This window comes from Caballeronia sp. AZ10_KS36, from assembly GCF_023631105.1.
In the GTDB taxonomy this organism is placed as follows: domain Bacteria; phylum Pseudomonadota; class Gammaproteobacteria; order Burkholderiales; family Burkholderiaceae; genus Caballeronia.
Genome location: NZ_JALQDQ010000014.1, coordinates 63,095 through 81,592, shown reverse-complemented (window position 1 = coordinate 81,592; position 18,498 = coordinate 63,095). Strand labels below are relative to the sequence as shown.

Below are 18,498 nucleotides of genomic sequence, written 5' to 3'. Positions count from 1 at the left end.
GCCGCCGCGCTTGTGACGGCTTGCGAGCATTCATTCGCGCATCGTCGCTATACTCCCTTTGATTCGTTGCTTCGATTCGGGCATCCGCGGCGGCACGCACCGCGTTCACGAACCTTCGATGGTCGCAGTACGCAGCCTCGGCAAACCGCATCCGCACGGACGTTTCCCACTGTCACTCTGGACTATCAGACCGCTATGACGCTCAAATCGCACCCTGCCTGGTCGGCGCTCCAATCGCACTACGATGCCATCTCCGGCGAGCGCCTGCGCGACTGGTTCGCGCCGCAAAACGACACGGCGCCGACGCGCGCCGAGCGCCTGACGTTCGAAGGCGGCGGCCTCACGATCGACTTCTCGAAGAACCGCATCACCGACGCCACGCTCGAACTGCTCGTCCAGCTCGCCGAAGAAGCCGGCGTCACGAAGCGCCGCGACGCGATGTTCGCCGGCGAAACCGTGAACGTCACCGAAGGCCGCGCCGCGCTGCACACGGCGCTGCGCGCGCAGTCGCCCGATGCGCCGTTCCACGAACAGGTGCAGAAAGAAAAGGCGAAGATGGCCGCGTTCGCCGACAAGGTCCGCGACGGTTCGTGGACCGGCTATACCGGCAAGCGCATTCGCCATGTGGTGAACATCGGCATCGGCGGCTCGGATCTCGGGCCGAAGATGGTCGTGCACGCGCTGCATCATCTCGCGTCGAAGGAACTGGACACGCACTTCGTCTCCAACGTCGACGGCGCCGATCTCTACAGCGTGCTGCAGCAGATCGACGCGGAAGAGACGCTCGCCATCGTCGTCTCGAAGACCTTCACCACGCTCGAAACCATGACCAACGCGCACTCCATGCGCGACTGGTTCCTGAAACAGGGCTGTCCGGAAGACCAGCTGTCGAAGCACTTCGTCGGCGTGTCGGCGAATACGGCCGAGGTCGTGAAGTTCGGCATCGCGAAGGAGAACGTCTTCGAGATGTGGGACTGGGTCGGCGGGCGCTACTCGCTGTGGTCGGCGGTCGGACTATCCATCATGCTGTCGGTCGGGCCGCAGAACTTCGAGGCGCTGCTGCAAGGCGCCGACGCGATGGATCAGCATTTCCGCACCGCGCCGCTCGCGCAGAATCTGCCGGTGCTGATGGGCATGATCGGCATCTGGTATCGCAACTTCTTCGGCTCGCAAAGCGATCTCGTCGCGCCGTATTCGCAGGCGCTGCACTATCTGCCGTCGTATCTCCAGCAACTGGAGATGGAAAGCAACGGCAAGTCCGCGACGCTCGACGGCGGCATGGTCGATTACCCGACCGCCGCGGTGATCTGGGGCGAGCCCGGCACGAACGGCCAGCACGCGTTCTTTCAGATGCTGCATCAAGGGCCGACCATCATCCCGATCGACTTCATCGCGCTGCTGACGCCGGAACATCCGCTCGTCGATCATCACGCGAAGCTGCTCGCGAACTGCTTCGCGCAGAGCGAGGCGCTGATGCTCGGCCGCACGCTCGAAGAAGCGAAGAAGGTGGCGGGTCCGGGCAAGGAAGAACTCGCGACGCACCTGAGCTTCCCCGGCAACCGGCCGACGACGACCATCCTGCTCGACGCGCTCACGCCGCAGTCGCTCGGCGCGCTGATCGCGCTTTACGAGCACAAGGTGCTGGTGCAGGGAACGGTGTGGGACATCAATTCGTTCGACCAGTGGGGCGTCGAACTGGGCAAGATTCTCGGCAAGGTCGTCGAGGCGGATATCACGGCAGCGAGCGTGGATCCGGCCAAGCACGATTCGTCGACGTCCGCGTTGATCGAGCGCGCGCGCAAGGCGCTCAAGCGTTGAATTGCCGTTCGTGCTGACGCCCGCATCCTCGCCGATGCGGGCGTTTTCACGTCTAGACGGCGAGACCGTTGACGAGCCGCCCCGCTTCGATCGTGACCGTCGCGTCGCAGCGTTGCGCGAGTTCGGTGTCGTGCGTGACGAGCACGAGCGTCGCGCCGTTGCGCGCGTTCATCTCGAACATCAGGTCGATGATCGCGTAACCGGTCGCGGCGTCGAGACTGCCGGTGGGTTCATCGGCAAAAAGAATGGCGGGATGCGTGACGAAGGCGCGTGCGAGCGCGACGCGCTGTTGTTCGCCGCCCGAGAGCAGTTTCGGATAATGCCCGGTCCGCTGCGAGAGCCCGACCTGATCGAGCAGCGAGCGCGCACGCTGCGCGATCTGATCGTGCGGCATCTCGGCGCGCAACTCGAGCGTCAGCATGACGTTTTCGAGCGCGGTCAGGTGCGGCATCAACTGGAACGACTGGAACACGAAACCGACCGCGCCGCTTCTGAGCGCGGCGCGCTCGTCTTCGTTCAACGCCGACAACTCCTTGCCGAGCAGGCGAACCGAGCCGTCGCTCGCGCTGTCCAATCCCGCGAGCAAGCCGAGCAACGTCGACTTGCCCGATCCCGATGCGCCGACGATCGCCACGCTGCTACCCTTCGCGATGGACAAGTCGATGTTGTCCAGAATCGTCAGCTCGCCCGTGGCGTCCTTCACCCGTTTGCTCAATCCCCGAACTTCGATGACCGGCTCAGTATTGTTTTGCATGGACACCTTGAATAAGAACTGGAGCGCGCGCGGCTTCGTGAAGGCTGCGATCGCGAGCATGATGTTGTCGGCGGCCGCTTTCTCGAATGCTCAGGCTGCCGATGCGCAGACGAAGCCCGCCATCGTCGTGCTGGGCGACAGTCTTTCCGCGGAATACGGCCTGCCGCGCGATACCGGCTGGGTCGCGCTGCTGCGCGAGCGGCTGGCCAAAGAGCGTCTCGATTATAGCGTCGCCAATTCGAGCATCAGCGGCGACACGACGAGCGGCGGACGCGCCCGGCTCACCGCAGTGCTCGCGCGCATCAAGCCGTCGGTCGTCATCGTCGAACTCGGCGCCAACGATGCGCTGCGCGGCGTGCCGCTCGCGACCACGGAGGCGAACCTTCGCGGCATCGTCGACGCGTCGCAGGCGGCGCATGCGAAAGTGCTGCTCATCGGCATGTATGTGCCGCCCAACTACGGCCCCGACTATTCGCAAAAGTTCCACGCGGTGTACGAGCGCATCGCGAAGGACAAGCACGCCGCGCTCGTGCCGTTCCTGCTCGCGGGCATCGAAGACAAGCCCTCGATGTTCCAGTCCGACCAGATTCATCCGACGGCTCAGGCGCAGCCATTGCTATTGAACAACGTCTGGCCGACGTTAAAACCCTTGCTGGGCGCAAGCGCGTCGCAATAGCGCAACGCAAGCGCCGTAGTGTCTGGAAAAACGCGAAACGCGGCCACGATTAGTCATCAGACTCTCGCGTCACTCTTATAACCCGCTCGACATCGGGCGACTCTACAAGGAGGTCACGTGAAATATTTCCCCTTGCTCGCATTGACCGTTGCGATCTCTGCCTGTGCTGCGCAGCCGCCTGCCGGTGTGCAACAAGTCGGCACGAGCCAGAAGGCGCCGAAGGTGGTCGCGCAATGCATCGCCCAGCAGTGGGCGACGAAGTCGCAGCAACAGGTGATTTCGCAAGACACGCTCGCGAACGACCAGGCCGTCGACGTCTTCGTTCCGGGCCAGCAGCCGCCTAACGGCGCAGCGGCCGTGGTGCGTCCGTCGTGGTCCGGTCCGGGTACGTGGGTCGGCTTCCGCGCCTCGGGCGCAGCCGGCAGCGACGCGACCGGCGACATTCAAGGCTGCCTGTAAGTCCGCGTTCGCTCTGTGATGTGCCGAGACATCGCAGGCGACTGAACGCGGATGTCCGCCAAGACAAAGCCCCCGCTCCTTCCGGATACGGGGGCTTTTTCGTGAGCGACGCTTGAGATGCTTACTCGTTCGCGGACGGCGCAGGCGCCGCGCTGAGCTTGACCTTCGAGCGCGCCTTCAGCGAGTCGATATAGGCTTCCATTTCGGCCTGCCCGTAGACCTGCGCTATCTGCTGCTGCGCGCCCGCGAGGCGATCCGCTGCGACCGGGGCGGCCTTCTCGATGCCGTTCACGCGATAAATGGCGTAGCCGTCCGCGCCGAGATCGACGCCCACATAAGCCGGCAGTTTCGATGCGTCCGCCTTGAAAATCGCCGCGAGCGCGGCAGGCGGCAAGCCTTGCGCGTCGTTGCGCGAGACCGTGACGGCCGACGTGAACCCGTCCGCCGACTTCGACTTCTGCAATTCGGCGAGCTTGGCTTCGCCTTCCTTGTGGGCGAGCGCCGCAGCTTGTTCCGCGACGACCTTCGTGCGCACGGCGTCCTTGACGGCGTCGAACGCCGGCACCGTAGGCGCCTTGTAGTCGGTCACGCGAGCGGCGATCAGCGTGTTGTTGCCCACATCGATCGCCTGGGTGTTGTAGTGCTGCTTTACCGAATCCGGCGCGAACACGGCTGCCAGGAACTTGGCGTTGTTGAGCGGATTGTCCGGCGGCAACTGCGTATTCGGCTTCGGTCCGACCGTGGCGGTCTGAATCGTCAGCTTGTACTTGTCGGCGGCGGGCTGCAGCGACTTCTCTTTCTCGTAGACGAGGTCCGTGAAGCCCTGCGCACTGTCCGCGAAGCCCTTTCCGCCCTGCTGCGCGGCGTACTCCTTTGCGACGGCGTCCTTCACTTCGTCGAACGGCTTCGTCGCGGCGGGCTTCACATCCGTCGCCTGAATGATGTGATAACCGAAGTCCGATTCGACGATGTTGCTGACCTCGCCCTTTTTCAGGCTGAACGCGGCGTCGTCGAATGCCTTGCCGCCCGCGATCTGCCCGGGCGCGAAGTAACCGAGATCGCCGCCCTTGTCGGCCGAGCCCTGGTCATCGGAATTCTTCTTGGCAATCTCCGCGAACTGGTCCGGGTGCGCCTTCACTTGCGCGAGCAGACCTTCGGCCTTCTGCTTCGCCTTGGCCTTGTCGGCGGCGCTGGCGTCCTTCGGCGCGTTGATCAGAATGTGGCTCGCGCGCACTTCGCCCTGCGTGCGATAACGCTGGATGTTGTCGTCGTAGAACTTCTTGAGGTCGGCGTCGCTCGGCCTCGATGCCGCCGCGAGCGTGGCCGGCGACAGCACGAGATACTGGATCGTCGCCGTCTCGGGCGTCGCGAATGCGTTGCGATGCGCGTCGTAGTAGGCATGCAGTTGCGCGTCGGTCGGCTGGACCTTCGCGGTGTAGTCCGCGGTGCGGAGCGACAGGCCCTGCACGGAGCGGCGCTGCTCGGCCAGTTCCGTCAGGTTCTGCGCGAGCGACTTCGACGTGAACGCGCTCTGCTGGATGCTCGACGGAATCTGATCGTTCGCGATCGTGTAACGCATGCGTTCGTCGTATTGCGCGGGCGTCATGCCCTGCATTGCGAGAAGCTGCTTGTAACGGTCGAGGTCGATGGTGCCGTCCGGCTTGCGCAGCGACGCAATGCCGGGATCGGACAGCAGCGCGCGGCGCACGGCGTCGTCCGAGGCCGTGAGATGCAGGCGCTGGGTTTCGTCGGCCATGACGCGTTGCTGCACGAGGCTGTTGACCATCGCGCTGCGCGTCTCGGGCGAGTCGAACATCTTGGGGTCGAACTGCGCGCCGAGCATGGCGCGGGCGCGGTCGACTTGCTGCCGGAAGGCACTTTCATATTCGGCGCGCGTGATCTTGTGACCGTTCACGCTGGCGACGTAGGCGCTTTCGTCGAAGAAGTTGCTGAAGCCCTGAATCCCGACGATACCCAGTCCGGGCACGATGATGAGAATCAGCAGGGCCATCATCAGGCGCTGGTGGTTGCGGAAGAAGTCGAGCATGCGTTGCGCTGCGAGGTTAGACAAAACGCTCGATATTACAACAGCGGGAGGGGAAAAGGCGAAAGCCGGCGGCGTTTTGCGCTTTTTGATGCGGCGATCTTTCGTTTATCCGACGCGCGATGTTTCATCCTAGCCCGAATCGTTGCGCGAACTGCAACTCCAGGATCATTAGGATAATTAACGAATGCCGCCGAAAAGAAAAATCCCGCAAGCCGTGAAGCTTGCGGGATTTTCAGTCGTTCTTGGCGGAGCGGACGGGACTCGAACCCGCGACCCCCGGCGTGACAGGCCGGTATTCTAACCGACTGAACTACCGCTCCTGGGTGCTGCTGAAGCTACTGCATTGCTGGAAGTGGTGGGTGCTGAGAGGCTCGAACTCCCGACCTACGCCTTGTAAGGGCGCCGCTCTACCAACTGAGCTAAGCACCCGGATTTCTGTTCGGCTGGAACAGAAGAACCGGTGATTTGCACCGTTCCCAGCGAGTCAGCTAGTTTAACGCATCCTTCAGGGCTTTGCCAGCGCGCAACTTGGGAATTTTTGCCGCTTCGACGGTGATCGCCGCGCCCGCAGGCGGCGCGCTCGCCTGCGACGAAGGTGCCGGATCCGACGAGTCACCGAATCGCCGTTCTCCAGCGTCGCGCGCACGCCGTCGATGACCGGTGCGCGATATGGCCGATCAGTCCCGTCTTGATCGTTGCGCCCGATTGGAACCGTGCTTAAGTGATCTACAAGCGGGCAGACGAAAAAAAACCCGCGGACGAAGCCGCGGGTTTCGCTTGATGCCTTAAGACGCTCAGTGCTTCACGACGTCGCCCGTAGCGGGCTGGTCTTTCTGCGCTTCCGCTGCCACCGGGGTCGCTTTCGCTTCCTCTTCCGGCAGCGGTTCGGGCAGACGTTCCAGCGCCAGTTCCAGCACGCGGTCGATCCAGCGAACCGGCACGATCTCGATGGCGTTCTTCACGTTGTCGGGGATGTCGGCCAGATCCTTCGTGTTCTCTTCCGGGATCAGCACGAGCTTGATGCCGCCGCGATGCGCCGCCAGCAGCTTCTCCTTCAACCCGCCGATCGGCAGCACTTCGCCGCGCAGCGTGATTTCGCCGGTCATCGCCACGTCCGCGCGCACCGGAATGCCGGTCAACACGGACACCAAGGCCGTCGTCATCGCGATACCGGCGGACGGACCGTCCTTCGGCGTCGCCCCTTCGGGCACGTGGATGTGGATGTCCTTCTTCTCGAACGATTCATCCGTGATGCCGAGACGCCGCGAGCGCGAGCGCACGACCGAGCGCGCCGCTTCGACCGACTCCTTCATCACGTCGCCGAGCGAACCCGTGCGGATCACGCCGCCCTTGCCCGGCATGACCGCCGCTTCGATCGTGAGCAGATCGCCGCCCACTTCCGTCCACGCGAGACCCGTCACCTGACCGATCTGGTTTTCCTTCGCGGCCAGACCGAAGTCGTACTTGCGCACGCCGAGGAACGTGTCGAGGTTCGAACCGTCCACCTTCACCGCGCCATCCGCCTTCTTCAGGAGCAGCATCTTCACGACCTTGCGGCAGATCTTCGACACTTCGCGCTCGAGCGAACGCACGCCCGCTTCACGCGTGTAGTAGCGAATGATGTCGCGGATGGCTTGCTCCGCCACCTCGATCTCGCCTTCCTTCAGGCCGTTGTTGCGCTTTTGCTTCGGCAGCAGGTAACGCTGCGCGATGCTGACCTTCTCGTCCTCGGTGTAACCCGAGAGGCGAATTACTTCCATCCGGTCGAGCAGCGGCGGCGGAATGTTCAGCGAGTTCGACGTCGCGACGAACATTACGTCCGACAAGTCGAAGTCCACTTCGATGTAGTGGTCCGCGAACGTATGGTTCTGCTCCGGATCCAGCACTTCGAGCAGCGCGGAAGCCGGATCGCCGCGGAAATCCATGCCCATCTTGTCGACTTCGTCGAGCAGGAAAAGCGGATTGCGCACGCCGACCTTCGCCAGGCTTTGCAGGATCTTGCCCGGCATCGAGCCGATGTACGTGCGACGGTGACCGCGAATCTCGGACTCGTCGTGCACGCCGCCGAGCGCCATGCGCACGAACTTGCGATTCGTCGCGCGGGCGATGGACTGCCCGAGCGAGGTCTTGCCGACGCCCGGAGGCCCGACGAGGCACAGAATCGGCGCTTTCACCTTCTCGACGCGTTGCTGAACCGCGAGATATTCGAGGATGCGTTCTTTCACCTTTTCGAGGCCGAAGTGATCTTCGTCCAGCACGCGTTCGGCGTTCGAGAGGTCGTTGTTGACCTTGCTCTTCTTGCGCCACGGCAGGCCGATCAGCGTGTCGATGTAATTACGCACGACGGTCGCTTCCGCGGACATCGGCGACATCAGCTTCAGCTTCTTGAGCTCGGCATCGGCCTTCTTCTTGGCTTCCTTCGGCATGCGCGCGGCGGCGATGCGCTTCTCGAGTTCTTCGAGATCCGCACCCTCTTCGCCTTCGCCCAGTTCCTTCTGGATGGCCTTGACCTGTTCGTTCAGGTAGTACTCGCGCTGGCTCTTCTCCATTTGACGCTTCACGCGCCCACGGATGCGCTTCTCGACCTGCAGAATGTCGATTTCCGCTTCGAGTTGCGCGAGCAGGTGCTCCAGCCGCTCGATGACCGGGAACATCTCGAGGATGTGCTGCTTCTGGTCGAGCTTGAGCGGCAGATGCGCGGCGATGGTGTCAGCCAGACGACCCGCCTCGTCGATACCCGACAGCGAGGTCAGGATCTCCGGCGGAATCTTCTTGTTGAGCTTCACGTACTGATCGAACTGCGAGACGATCGCGCGGCGCAGGGCTTCGGTCTCGGCGCTGTCGGCGTGGTCCGGTTCGAGCGGCATCACGTCGCAGGAGAACTGGGTTTCCTGCTCTTCGATCGAGAGCGTTTTCGCGCGCTGCAAGCCTTCAACGAGCACCTTCACGGTGCCGTCCGGCAGCTTGAGCATTTGCAGGATGTTGGCGACACACCCCACTTCGTACATGTCTTTTTCGGTCGGCTCATCTTTCGCCGCCGTTTTCTGGGCGACGAGCATGATGTGCTTGCCGCCTTCCATCGCGGCTTCGAGTGCCTTGATCGACTTGGGCCGCCCAACGAAGAGCGGAATCACCATGTGCGGGAACACGACTACGTCGCGCAGCGGGAGCAGCGGCAACGTGATGCGTTCCTGCGGGAGGAGTTGGGTTCCTGACATTTCATTTCCCCATTAATGGAATCGGTTCGTTCGTAAGTAAGGCCGTTAAGAGCTATTGCAAGCCTTTATCGGAAGGGAAAAGTCGGTAGTCCAAGTTCGTCAGTAACGTCCACAAGATAAACCGAAAAATAAAAACAAAGGCCGTTCACGTCGCCATGAACGGCCTTTCGCCGACACACAGCCCGATTTAATTCGACCCTGCTACTTTCGGTGCGTCTTCGTAGATGAGCAACGGTTTGCCGTCGCCGTCGATGGTGTTGTCATCGACGATCACCTTTGACACGCCCTTCATCGTCGGCAGTTCGTACATCACGTCGAGCAACGCCTGTTCCAGAATCGAGCGCAGCCCACGCGCGCCGGTCTTGCGGCGAATCGCCTTTTGCGCGATGGCCTGCAGCGCGGCCGGACGAATCTCCAGTTCCACGCGTTCCATGGCGAACAGCTTGTGATACTGCTTCACCAGCGCGTTCTTCGGCTCGATCAGAATCTTCACGAGCGCGGCTTCGTCCAGCTTGCCGAGCGTCGCCACGACGGGCAGACGGCCGATCAGCTCCGGAATCAGGCCGAACTTGATCAGATCTTCCGGCTCCACTTCGCGCAGCACTTCGCCCGCGTCGCGGTCCTGCTTGCTCTTCACGCTCGCGCCGAAACCGATGCCGGTCTTTTCCGTGCGGTCCGTGATGACCTTTTCCAGACCGTCGAACGCGCCGCCGCAGATGAACAGGATGTTCGTCGTATCGACCTGAATGAAGTCCTGGTTCGGATGCTTGCGCCCGCCCTGCGGCGGCACCGATGCCATGGTGCCTTCCACGAGCTTCAGCAGCGCCTGCTGCACGCCCTCGCCCGACACGTCGCGCGTGATCGACGGGTTGTCCGACTTGCGGCTGATCTTGTCGATTTCATCGATATAGACGATGCCGCGCTGCGCCTTGTCGACTTCGTAGTTGCAGTTCTGCAGCAGCTTCTGAATGATGTTCTCGACGTCTTCGCCGACGTAACCCGCTTCGGTGAGCGTGGTGGCGTCCGCGATCACGAACGGCACGTTCAGCATGCGCGCCAGCGTCTGCGCGAGCAGCGTCTTGCCCGAGCCGGTCGGCCCGATCAGCAGGATGTTGCTCTTCGACAGCTCGATGTCGTCCTTCTTGTCGAGGTGCTTGAGCCGCTTGTAATGGTTGTACACGGCCACCGCGAGAATTTTCTTCGCGCGTTCCTGGCCGATGACGTACTGATTCAGGATGTCGCTGATTTCCTGCGGGCTCGGCAGGTCGGACTTGGTCAGCCCGGCCTCTTCCGCCGCGCCGGCCGCTTCATCGCGAATGATCTCGTTGCACAGGTCGATACATTCATCGCAAATGAATACCGACGGGCCGGCAATGAGCTTCTTCACCTCATGCTGGCTCTTTCCGCAGAACGAGCAGTACAGCAGCTTTTCGCTGCTGGAACCTTTTTTGTCCGCCATAAATGTGTAAGCCTCCGGACACTCTTGTTACATGATACGCCCTTCGATCCGGCCACGCAGATTCGACTCCGCGCGCCCGCCACGAAAGGCGTTTTGGCGTTGCGCCGCATGCGCCATCCGCATTGTCCGGCCCTGTTTCCCGGGCCGGCGCGGCGCCGCTCCGGACGCCTTCAGGGACGCTTGTGCAGCACCTGGTCGACGATGCCGTAGGCTTGCGCGTCGTCGCCCGACATGAAATTGTCGCGATCCGTGTCGCGCGCGATGCGCTCGACCGGCTGACCCGTGTGATGCGACAGCAACTGGTTCAGACGCTCCTTCAGGTACAGAATTTCCCGCGCCTGAATTTCGATGTCCGACGCCTGGCCGCGCGCGCCGCCGAGCGGCTGGTGAATCATCACGCGGGCGTTGGGCAGCGCGACGCGCTTGCCCTTCGCGCCCGACGCCAGCAGGAACGCGCCCATGCTGGCAGCAAGCCCCATGCACAGCGTAGAGACGTCCGGCTTCACGAACTGCATGGTGTCGTAGATCGCCATGCCGGCCGACACCGAGCCGCCCGGGCTGTTGATGTACAGGCTGATGTCCTTGTCGGGATTCTCGCTTTCCAGGAACAGCAACTGAGCGACGACGAGATTCGCCGACTGGTCGTTGACCTCGCCGACGAGGAACACCACGCGCTCCTTCAGGAGCCGGGAATAGATGTCATAGGCACGTTCGCCACGGCCGCTCGTTTCCACGACCATCGGGACGAGGCCGAGCGCCTGGGCTTCGAAGTCCCGCGGAGCGTGGGACGCCAACGTATCGAGCAATTCAGCGCGAAAGGTCATGCAATTTCCTTGTTCGGAATAGGGGTACTGATCGACGAAGGAACATCCAAAAGAACGGCACGTGCATGCACAACTTTAATGCAAAAAAGGCGTGCGGGCCGCCCTCCGACGACCCCGCACGCCCCTTGGCTTTCCGCGTCAGGCTTGCGCCGTTGCGCTGGCCAGTTCCTCGAAGCTGACTTCCTTGTCGGTCACCTTGGCCTTGCCGAGCACGAATTCGACGACGTTGCTTTCCACGACGTACGCTTCCATTTCGGCGAGGCGCTGCTGGTTCGAATAATACCAGCGGACGACTTCCTTCGGGTCTTCGTAGCTTTTCGCGAATTCGTCCACTTCAGCGCGGATCTGTTCGGGCTTCGCCTGCAGGTCGTTGGCCTTCACCAGCTCGGCCAGCACGAGGCCCAGCTTGACGCGGCGCTCGGCCTGCTCGGCGAACATTTCCGCCGGAATCGGCGCGTCCGCTGCGTTCGGCACACCGCGCTGCTGCAGGTCCTGACGCGCCATTTCCACGAGGCGCTGCTGATCCTGCTCGATCAGCGCCTTCGGCACGTCCAGTTCCGAAATCTTCAGCAGCGCGTCCATGACCTGGTTCTTCACGATCTGCTGCGTGCGGCGCTTGGCTTCGCGTTCCAGGTTGTCCTTGATCTCGGCGCGCATCTTCGTGAGATCGCCGTCTTCGATGCCGAGCGACTTCGCGAATTCCGCGTCCACTGCCGGCATATGGGGCCATTCGACCTTTTTCACAGTGATCGTGAATTGCGCCGTCTTGCCCGCCACTTCCTTGCCGTGATAGTCCTCGGGGAACTTCAGGTCGAACTCGCGCGTTTCGCCGACCTTCAGGCCGGTCGCCGCCTGTTCGAACTCGGGCAGCATGCGGCCTTCGCCCAGCACGAACGCGAAGTCCTGCGCGCTGCCGCCTTCGAATTCCACGCCGTCCAGCTTGCCGACGAAGTCGAGCGTCACGCGGTCGCCGTTCTGCGCCGCCGTGTCCGCGCCGCCGTCGCCGTGCTCGCCGCCTTCGCCGCGCGGGTGGAAGTGCACGCGCTGCTTGCGCAGGATTTCGAGCGTGCGGTCGACTTCGGCTTCCGAAATGGTGGTGACGGTGCGCTCGATCTCAGCGGTGGCGACATCGCCCAGCTTCACTTCCGGATAGACCTCGAAGGTCGCGTCGAACGCATACGCGTCGGCGGCCGGCTCGGCCTTCGGCGCGAAGCTCGGCTGGCCCGCGACGCGCAGGTTTTCCGCGCGCGTGACATCGAAGAACTCCTTGCCGACCTTGTCGCTCAGCACTTCGGCCTCGACCTGGCCGCCGTACTGCTGCGTCACCATCTTGAGCGGCACCTTGCCCGGGCGGAAGCCCGGCATGCGCACGTTCTTGGCCAACTGACGGATGCGCGAATCCACTTCCTTCTGCACCGAGTCTTTCGGCAGGGAAATGGTCAGGCGGCGTTCGAGCTTGCCGAGGTTTTCAACTACGTTAGCCATGGCTTCAATCGTCCTAGAGTGATTCGGTGTTCGTTCGGTGGTCGGTTCTTCCGCGGTTCTAAAGGCGCGGGTCCGGTGAGCTTGCCGGCGCTCGCCACGCTTCGACGCCCGATTCGCGAAAGCGCATGTCATGCGCGTTTCGAAGACGCCCGGACCGTCGCCGAGCGAGTCAGCCAACAGAGCCCAGCATTTTAGCAAACAAATCAGGCGGGCCTGCTTGCGGGAACCGGCATGGAGCGTTTCTCGGGCGTTTTGGCGGATTTAGGACGCGGATACGGCGTAAATCCCCGTTTTCCGGACGGTCGGGGCCGCGCACAATTCCCGCTATCGCAGCCGCGCTATTTTGCCGGAGACGGCGCGCTGCTAAGCTTGCCGCGCGTCGTTGACCGAACCTGCGCGCAGTTGTCCGACGCCGCGCCTCAAACAGAACATTCGAGACACCATGCCCACTACGTCCGCCACGTCCGCCACGCCCGCTCCCGTCGTCGTCATCGCGCCCGATTCGTTCAAGGGATCGCTCTCTGCGCAAGGCGTCGCGGACGCTATCGCGGAAGGCATCAGGCGGGCGCGGCCGGACGCGGAAATCCGCATTCGCCCGATGGCCGATGGCGGCGAAGGCACCCTCGACGCGATGCTCGCGGCCGGCGGCGAGCGCCGCATGCTGAACGTGCGCGGCGCGGCGGCAGCACGCCGCGACGCCGCGACGGGACTGCTCGCCGACGGCAGCGCGATGATCGAGACGGCGGAGGTCGTCGGCATCACGGACCCGGACGGCATGGCCGTGCCCGTCGCCGAACGCAGCACGCTCGGCATGGGCGAGGCGATCCGCGCGCTCTTCGACTCCGGCGCGCGCCGGTTCTTCGTCGCGCTCGGCGGCAGCAGCACGAACGACGGCGGCGCCGGGCTGCTAGTCGGCCTCGGCGTGAAGCTCTTCGATGCGGATGGCAACGAACTCGCGCCGGTGCCGTCGTCGCTCAGCAAGATCGCGCGGGTCGACGCATCGGGGCTCGATCCGCGCGTGAAGGAAGCAGAGTTCGTCGGCATGTCGGATGTCGATAATCCGCTCACCGGCGAGCACGGCGCGACCGCGGTCTTCGGGCCGCAGAAGGGCGTGACGCCCGAGCAGATCGCCACCATCGACGCCGCCCTCGCCCATTTCGCGGACCGGCTCGAACCGGCGATGGGTCTCGTGAAACGAAACGAGCCGGGCGCCGGCGCGGCGGGCGGTCTCGGCTTCGCGCTGCACATGCTGGGCGCGCGCTTCGAGACCGGCGCGGAAGTCGTCGCGCGCGAGATCGGTCTGGATGCCGCGCTCGAAGGCGCGAACTGGCTCATCACGGGCGAAGGCCGCTCGGACGTGCAGACGCTGCACGGCAAGGCGCCCTTCATCGCGTGCAAGCATGCGCGGGCGGCGGGCGTGCCGGGGTCGCTGCTCTCCGGCGCGGTCGATCCGGCCGCGCTGCCGCGCCTGTCTGAATTCTTCAGCGGATGCTTCTCGCCCGCGCCGGGCCCCATCACGCTCGATGTCGCCATTCGCGATGCCGCGCGTCTGCTCGCGAACGAAGCGGAGCAACTGGCGCGCTTGAGGTTCGGCGTCGCATGAGAAAGCGGCGGCGCTAGCTTTGCGCCTGCGACCGCGCTCCGATTCTCGCCCGCGCCCGGCCCCATTACGCGCGATGTCGCGAATCGCGCCAAACGAAGCGGAGCAACTGACGCGCTTGAAGTTCGGCGTCGCATGAGAAAGAGGCGGCGCTAGATTTGCGCCTGCGACCGCGCTCGTATTCTCGCCCAAGCCCGGCCCGATCACGCTCGATGTCGCGATTCGCGACGCCAAACGAAGCCGAGCAACTGACGCGCTCGAAGTTCGGCGTCGCGTAAAAGCGTCAGCTCTGCGCTCGTGCCCGCGCGCCGAACGCGAGGCGGTCGAGACACCAGACGGCGAGCATCGTCAGCCCCATCAGCGGGAAAACCGCGCCGATGAGCGCGAGGCCGGCGCGCCACGCGCGCATCGGCGGGCGTTTCGCGGGCCGCGACGGCGCGCCGAGCGTGCGCGACGGACGGCGCTTGAACCACACCACGAAGCCGGTGACGGACAGCGCGGCCAGCCCTAGCGAGATCGCCGAACACGCGATCTGATTGGCGACGCCGAAATAGCGCCCCATGTGCAAGGACGTGCCGTACGAGATGAAGCGCGCGACCGTGCCATAGGTGCCGTACGAGATGTCGGACAGCACGCGGCCGCTGTACTGGTCGATGTGCAGCGTGCGTTCCGAGCGCGGATCGGCGGGGAAATACGACACCGTGTAGACGCCCGTCGATGACGTAGGCAGCGCGATGCCGTAGTCGCTCGTCACGCCCTGTTTCGCGGCGAGCGCGATCACATCGTCGAGCGAGAGGCTCGCCGCTGCCGACGCCTTCGCGGTCTGCGGCACCTCCGTCGCGCCGACGGCCCACGGCGTCTGATGCAGCGGGAGGTCGTCCATTTTCATCGGCATGGCGTGCATCGCGTGATCGGCGGGCACGCTCGAATGGACGTGCGCCTCGCCCCACGCGCCTTTCGGATAGCCGAGCGATGCCGAAGTCGCCAGCGCCTTGAACTGCTTGCCCCACGATCCGGACCACGGTAGTCCGCTGAGCACGAAGAAAAGCGCGCCGATCGCGAGCCACACGCCGCCCACCGCGTGCAGATCACGCCACCACGCGCGGCCTTCGAGCGTCAGACGCGGCAGCCACACGCCGCCCGCGCGACGGCCCGCGCCGCCCCACGGCCACCACAGCGCGACGCCCGTGCCGATCATCACGAGCGTCCAGCATCCCGCGAGTTCCATCGCGAGTTCGCCGGTCTTGCCGAGCATAAGCCCGCGATGGAGATTGCGGATCTGCTTCATCAGCCGATGCTCGACGGAGAGCGTGCCGAGCACCGCGCCGTCGTACGGATTCACGTACACGCTCTCACTCTCGCCGGAAGGCAGGCGGAACACGAATTCCGCGCTGCGCGTGCGACGCGTGTCGATTTGCGCGAGCGTCGGCACGGCGCCGCGCGGCTCATGGGCGACGGCTTTGGCGAGCAGCGCATCGGTGGAAAGACGCGGGCCGTGCGTATCGGCGACGACCATGCGGTCGCGATACAGCATCGGCTCGATCTGCGGCTGGAAGCAATAGAGCGTGCCCGTGACGGCGAGCACGATGAGAAGCGGCATCACGAAGAGGCCGGCGTAGAAGTGCCAGCGCCAAAGCGTGCGGCGCTCGGCGACGGCGTCGCTCTGAGTCGAAGCGGGCGTGGAGGAATGTGCGTGCATGACGTGTCCTTTGTAATCGAACGAATGCGAATGAATGGAGATCAGATGCCGATGCGCCCTTCGACATAGAACGTGCGTCCCGCATACGGATGAAACACGTAGTAGCGGCGATCGAACAGGTTGTCGACGCCGATGCCCAGCTCCGTGCGCTTCGTGGGCTTGTAGGAGAACTTGGCATCGACGACGGCGTAGGTGCTCGTGCCGCCATACGTGTCCGGATTGATGTCCGTGTTGGTGAGCGTGTTGTACTGGCGTCCCGAATAACGCACCGCGAGCGTCGCGGCGGTTTTCGCGTTCGCGCGATACGTCGCCACCGCGTTCGCCCGCCATAGCGGAATGCGATAGAAGTACTTGCCCACGGACGCCGGATTGCCGCTGTTGGCGAGAATCTTCGACTGCGTGTACGCGACGTTCGCCGCGAGATCGAGGCCGCGCAGCCACACGTCCTGCCCTTCGTAGCTCGCTTCGGCGCCGCGCGAACGCACCTTGTCGATGTTCTGAAAGTTGGTGACGTTCGGAATGACGGTCGTGTTCGTCTGACTCAGGATGGTGTTCTTTACGTCGTCCTGAAAGAGCGTGAAGCGGTACAAGCCGTTGCCGTGCGCCCATTCCGCGGTCAGTTCTTTCGAAAGATCGTCTTCCGGCTGGAGGTTCGGATTGCTGTTGACGATCGACACGCCGTTGATCTGCCCTTGGAACAGCTCGCCGACAGTCGGAAAGCGGTACGCCCGCCCGATGGATGCGCGCAGCGTCAAGTCGTTGGTGGCGTCGAACGAAAGCGACGCCTTGGGCGACCAGTGGCTCTGGCTCGCATCGCCGTAATCGAGCGATGTCGCGCCGACAGCCCGCGTGCCGTCATAGGCATTCCAGTTCTCGTAACGCAGACCGTAAGTGAACGCCCAGCGCGGCAGGAAGCGCCACGCGTCCTGCGCATAGACCGCTTGCGTGCGCGTGCGCCCGCCGAACGCGTTGGCGAACGAGATGCCCGCGCCATCGCGCCATGCGGCCGTGTTCGAGCTCACATTGTCGAGAAAGTAGTTGTCGTAGTGATAGCCGAACGACAGCGCATGCGCGGCCACTCCCGAGCGCACGGTCGGCGTCCAGCTCGTGCGCAAATCGAGCGACTTCCATCCCGAGCCGGAGCCGTCCGTGAGCGTGCCGGGGCCGTCGCCGGGCACGCCGGAATTCGCGGTGCGCGCGATGCTCTGCGTGATGTCGAAGTACGACGCGACGGCTTCCGCGTTCCAGCCGGTGTCGTGGTGCGTGCGCAGCGTGAGGGCGTAGAGAAAGTTCTCGCTCGATCCCATGCTCGGCGCGAACGTCGCGGCGGGAATCGTGTATTCAAAGCCGCCGATATTCACGCGCCCGCTATACACCGGATTGCCGGCCGTGTCGCGCAGAAAGGTCGTCGTATCGCTGTTGTATTTCTGATGCCAGTAGCCGAGCGTGAAGCCGGCTTGCAGCGTGTTCGTGATGTCGTAGGCGAGCTTCACGCGCAACTGATCCTGGAACGTGCGCTCGATGCCCTCGGACGCCGTGCCGAGCACCGCCGTGCGCGCGCCGTTCTGATCGTTGTAGAACGTCGCGCCGGTCACGGGCTGGTCGGCGGCGGTGGCGGGCGTCTTCGATTGCGCGAGCGTCGCGAATTGCAGCGGCTGCCCGGTGTTTTCCAGATGATCGACGCCGATCAGAAACGACAGTTTGCCGATACGGTCGCCGACGGTCGCGGTCGTATTCGCCCCGTTGAAGCTGCGGTTGATGCCGAAGAGATCGAAGTGCTGCGTGAAGGCCTGCACTTTCGCGTCGGCTTCGAACTGCGTCGGCATGCGCGTCGTGATCGCGACGGTCGCGCCGATCGAGTTGCCCGGATAGAGCGCCGAGTAAGGACCATAGATGACGTCCGTGCGCGCGATGTCGTCGGCGAAAACCATCGACCAGCGCGGCGCGAAGGTGAACGTGTTGCCGAGGAAGTTGCTGAGCAAGAGGCCGTCGGCATACACGAGGCCGCGCGCCGTCTGGGCGTTGCTCGTGCCGCGCACGGCGATCGGCGCGTTCACGTCGCCGATGAAGCGCTTGCGCACGGCCATGTTCGGCGCGTACTTGAGCACGTCTTCGGGCGTGACGACGTTCCAGTACTGCGACTCGTCTGCGGTGACGGTCGCGACGCTCGCGGGCAGGTTCGGATCGAGCGGCGATTTCACGGGCGCTGACTGCGCGGTCACCAACACGGGTGCGAGCGTGGTCTCGGTATCGGAAGCGGCTGCGGTTGCCGGCGCGGCCGGCCATGCGGCATGAGCGAACAAGGACAACGGCAATGCGGCGTGCACGGACGCGACGGCGCGACGGCGCGAATGCCGGCGCGCTCGCGTGAGGAGCGTGAACATGGTGAGTTCCTGAATGAGCTGACGAGCGAACGCGCGCGCCGCCGGGCGCTCAGGCGCCGGGCAAGAATCGCTGCG

At 64.0% G+C, this 18,498-nt stretch carries 12 protein-coding genes, 2 tRNA genes and 1 pseudogene; 4 read left to right on the top strand and 11 right to left on the bottom strand.

Annotation, left to right across the window (positions count from 1 at the left end; translation table 11 throughout):
• Positions 1-195: 195 nt before the first annotated feature.
• A complete protein-coding gene (gene pgi, locus NCR35_RS08350; protein WP_248322204.1) occupies positions 196-1,818 on the top strand; it encodes a glucose-6-phosphate isomerase in 1,623 nt (540 codons plus the stop codon).
• A gap of 52 nt (positions 1,819-1,870) precedes the next feature.
• Here the strand turns inward: pgi and NCR35_RS08345 are convergent, their stop codons facing one another.
• Positions 1,871-2,572: an ABC transporter ATP-binding protein gene (locus NCR35_RS08345; RefSeq protein WP_250533996.1), complete on the bottom strand. Its 702-nt coding sequence runs from the start codon at positions 2,570-2,572 to the stop codon at positions 1,871-1,873.
• A gap of 58 nt (positions 2,573-2,630) precedes the next feature.
• On the opposite strand from NCR35_RS08345, the gene NCR35_RS08340 reads away from it, so the two are divergent.
• Together NCR35_RS08340 and NCR35_RS08335 are read left to right on the top strand one after the other, a co-directional pair.
• Entirely contained in the window at positions 2,631-3,248 is a 618-nt protein-coding gene (locus NCR35_RS08340) for an arylesterase (RefSeq protein ID WP_244849024.1), read from the top strand.
• A 117-nt stretch (positions 3,249-3,365) separates the two neighbouring features.
• Positions 3,366-3,707 carry a hypothetical protein gene (locus tag NCR35_RS08335; protein WP_244848620.1) on the top strand — a complete coding sequence of 114 codons (342 nt, stop codon included), beginning with the start codon at positions 3,366-3,368 and terminating at the stop codon, positions 3,705-3,707.
• Positions 3,708-3,828: 121 nt separating this feature from the next.
• Here the strand turns inward: NCR35_RS08335 and NCR35_RS08330 are convergent, their stop codons facing one another.
• The 8 genes and pseudogenes from NCR35_RS08330 to tig form a co-directional block, all read right to left on the bottom strand.
• Entirely contained in the window at positions 3,829-5,754 is a 1,926-nt protein-coding gene (locus tag NCR35_RS08330; protein ID WP_250533995.1) for a SurA N-terminal domain-containing protein, read from the bottom strand.
• 243 nt (positions 5,755-5,997) lie between these two features.
• Positions 5,998-6,074 (bottom strand) — tRNA-Asp (locus NCR35_RS08325).
• A 33-nt stretch (positions 6,075-6,107) separates the two neighbouring features.
• A tRNA-Val gene (locus NCR35_RS08320) sits at positions 6,108-6,183 on the bottom strand.
• 59 nt (positions 6,184-6,242) lie between these two features.
• Positions 6,243-6,412 (bottom strand): annotated as a pseudogene (locus NCR35_RS08315) (HU family DNA-binding protein); the annotation flags it as partial.
• Positions 6,413-6,548: 136 nt separating this feature from the next.
• Complete coding sequence (lon, locus tag NCR35_RS08310) at positions 6,549-8,972, bottom strand: endopeptidase La (RefSeq protein WP_206468111.1); 2,424 nt, start codon at positions 8,970-8,972, stop codon at positions 6,549-6,551.
• A gap of 187 nt (positions 8,973-9,159) precedes the next feature.
• Positions 9,160-10,431 carry an ATP-dependent Clp protease ATP-binding subunit ClpX gene (clpX, locus tag NCR35_RS08305; RefSeq protein ID WP_106855990.1) on the bottom strand — a complete coding sequence of 424 codons (1,272 nt, stop codon included), beginning with the start codon at positions 10,429-10,431 and terminating at the stop codon, positions 9,160-9,162.
• A gap of 170 nt (positions 10,432-10,601) precedes the next feature.
• The gene (gene clpP / locus NCR35_RS08300; RefSeq protein WP_014191278.1) at positions 10,602-11,255 is read right to left on the bottom strand and encodes an ATP-dependent Clp endopeptidase proteolytic subunit ClpP; all 654 of its coding nucleotides are present in this window, start codon (positions 11,253-11,255) and stop codon (positions 10,602-10,604) included.
• Between the two features lie 138 nt (positions 11,256-11,393).
• Positions 11,394-12,740, bottom strand: a complete 1,347-nt coding sequence (gene tig, locus NCR35_RS08295; protein WP_248322202.1) for a trigger factor — start codon at positions 12,738-12,740, stop codon at positions 11,394-11,396.
• Between the two features lie 442 nt (positions 12,741-13,182).
• On the opposite strand from tig, the gene NCR35_RS08290 reads away from it, so the two are divergent.
• A complete protein-coding gene (locus tag NCR35_RS08290) occupies positions 13,183-14,343 on the top strand; it encodes a glycerate kinase (RefSeq protein ID WP_250533994.1) in 1,161 nt (386 codons plus the stop codon).
• A 280-nt stretch (positions 14,344-14,623) separates the two neighbouring features.
• Here the strand turns inward: NCR35_RS08290 and NCR35_RS08285 are convergent, their stop codons facing one another.
• Together NCR35_RS08285 and NCR35_RS08280 are read right to left on the bottom strand one after the other, a co-directional pair.
• Positions 14,624-16,039 (bottom strand): PepSY-associated TM helix domain-containing protein, encoded by a 1,416-nt coding sequence (locus NCR35_RS08285; RefSeq protein ID WP_250533993.1) that lies wholly within the window; start codon positions 16,037-16,039, stop codon positions 14,624-14,626.
• 41 nt (positions 16,040-16,080) lie between these two features.
• Positions 16,081-18,423 (bottom strand): TonB-dependent receptor, encoded by a 2,343-nt coding sequence (locus NCR35_RS08280; RefSeq protein WP_250533992.1) that lies wholly within the window; start codon positions 18,421-18,423, stop codon positions 16,081-16,083.
• Positions 18,424-18,498 lie beyond the last annotated feature (75 nt).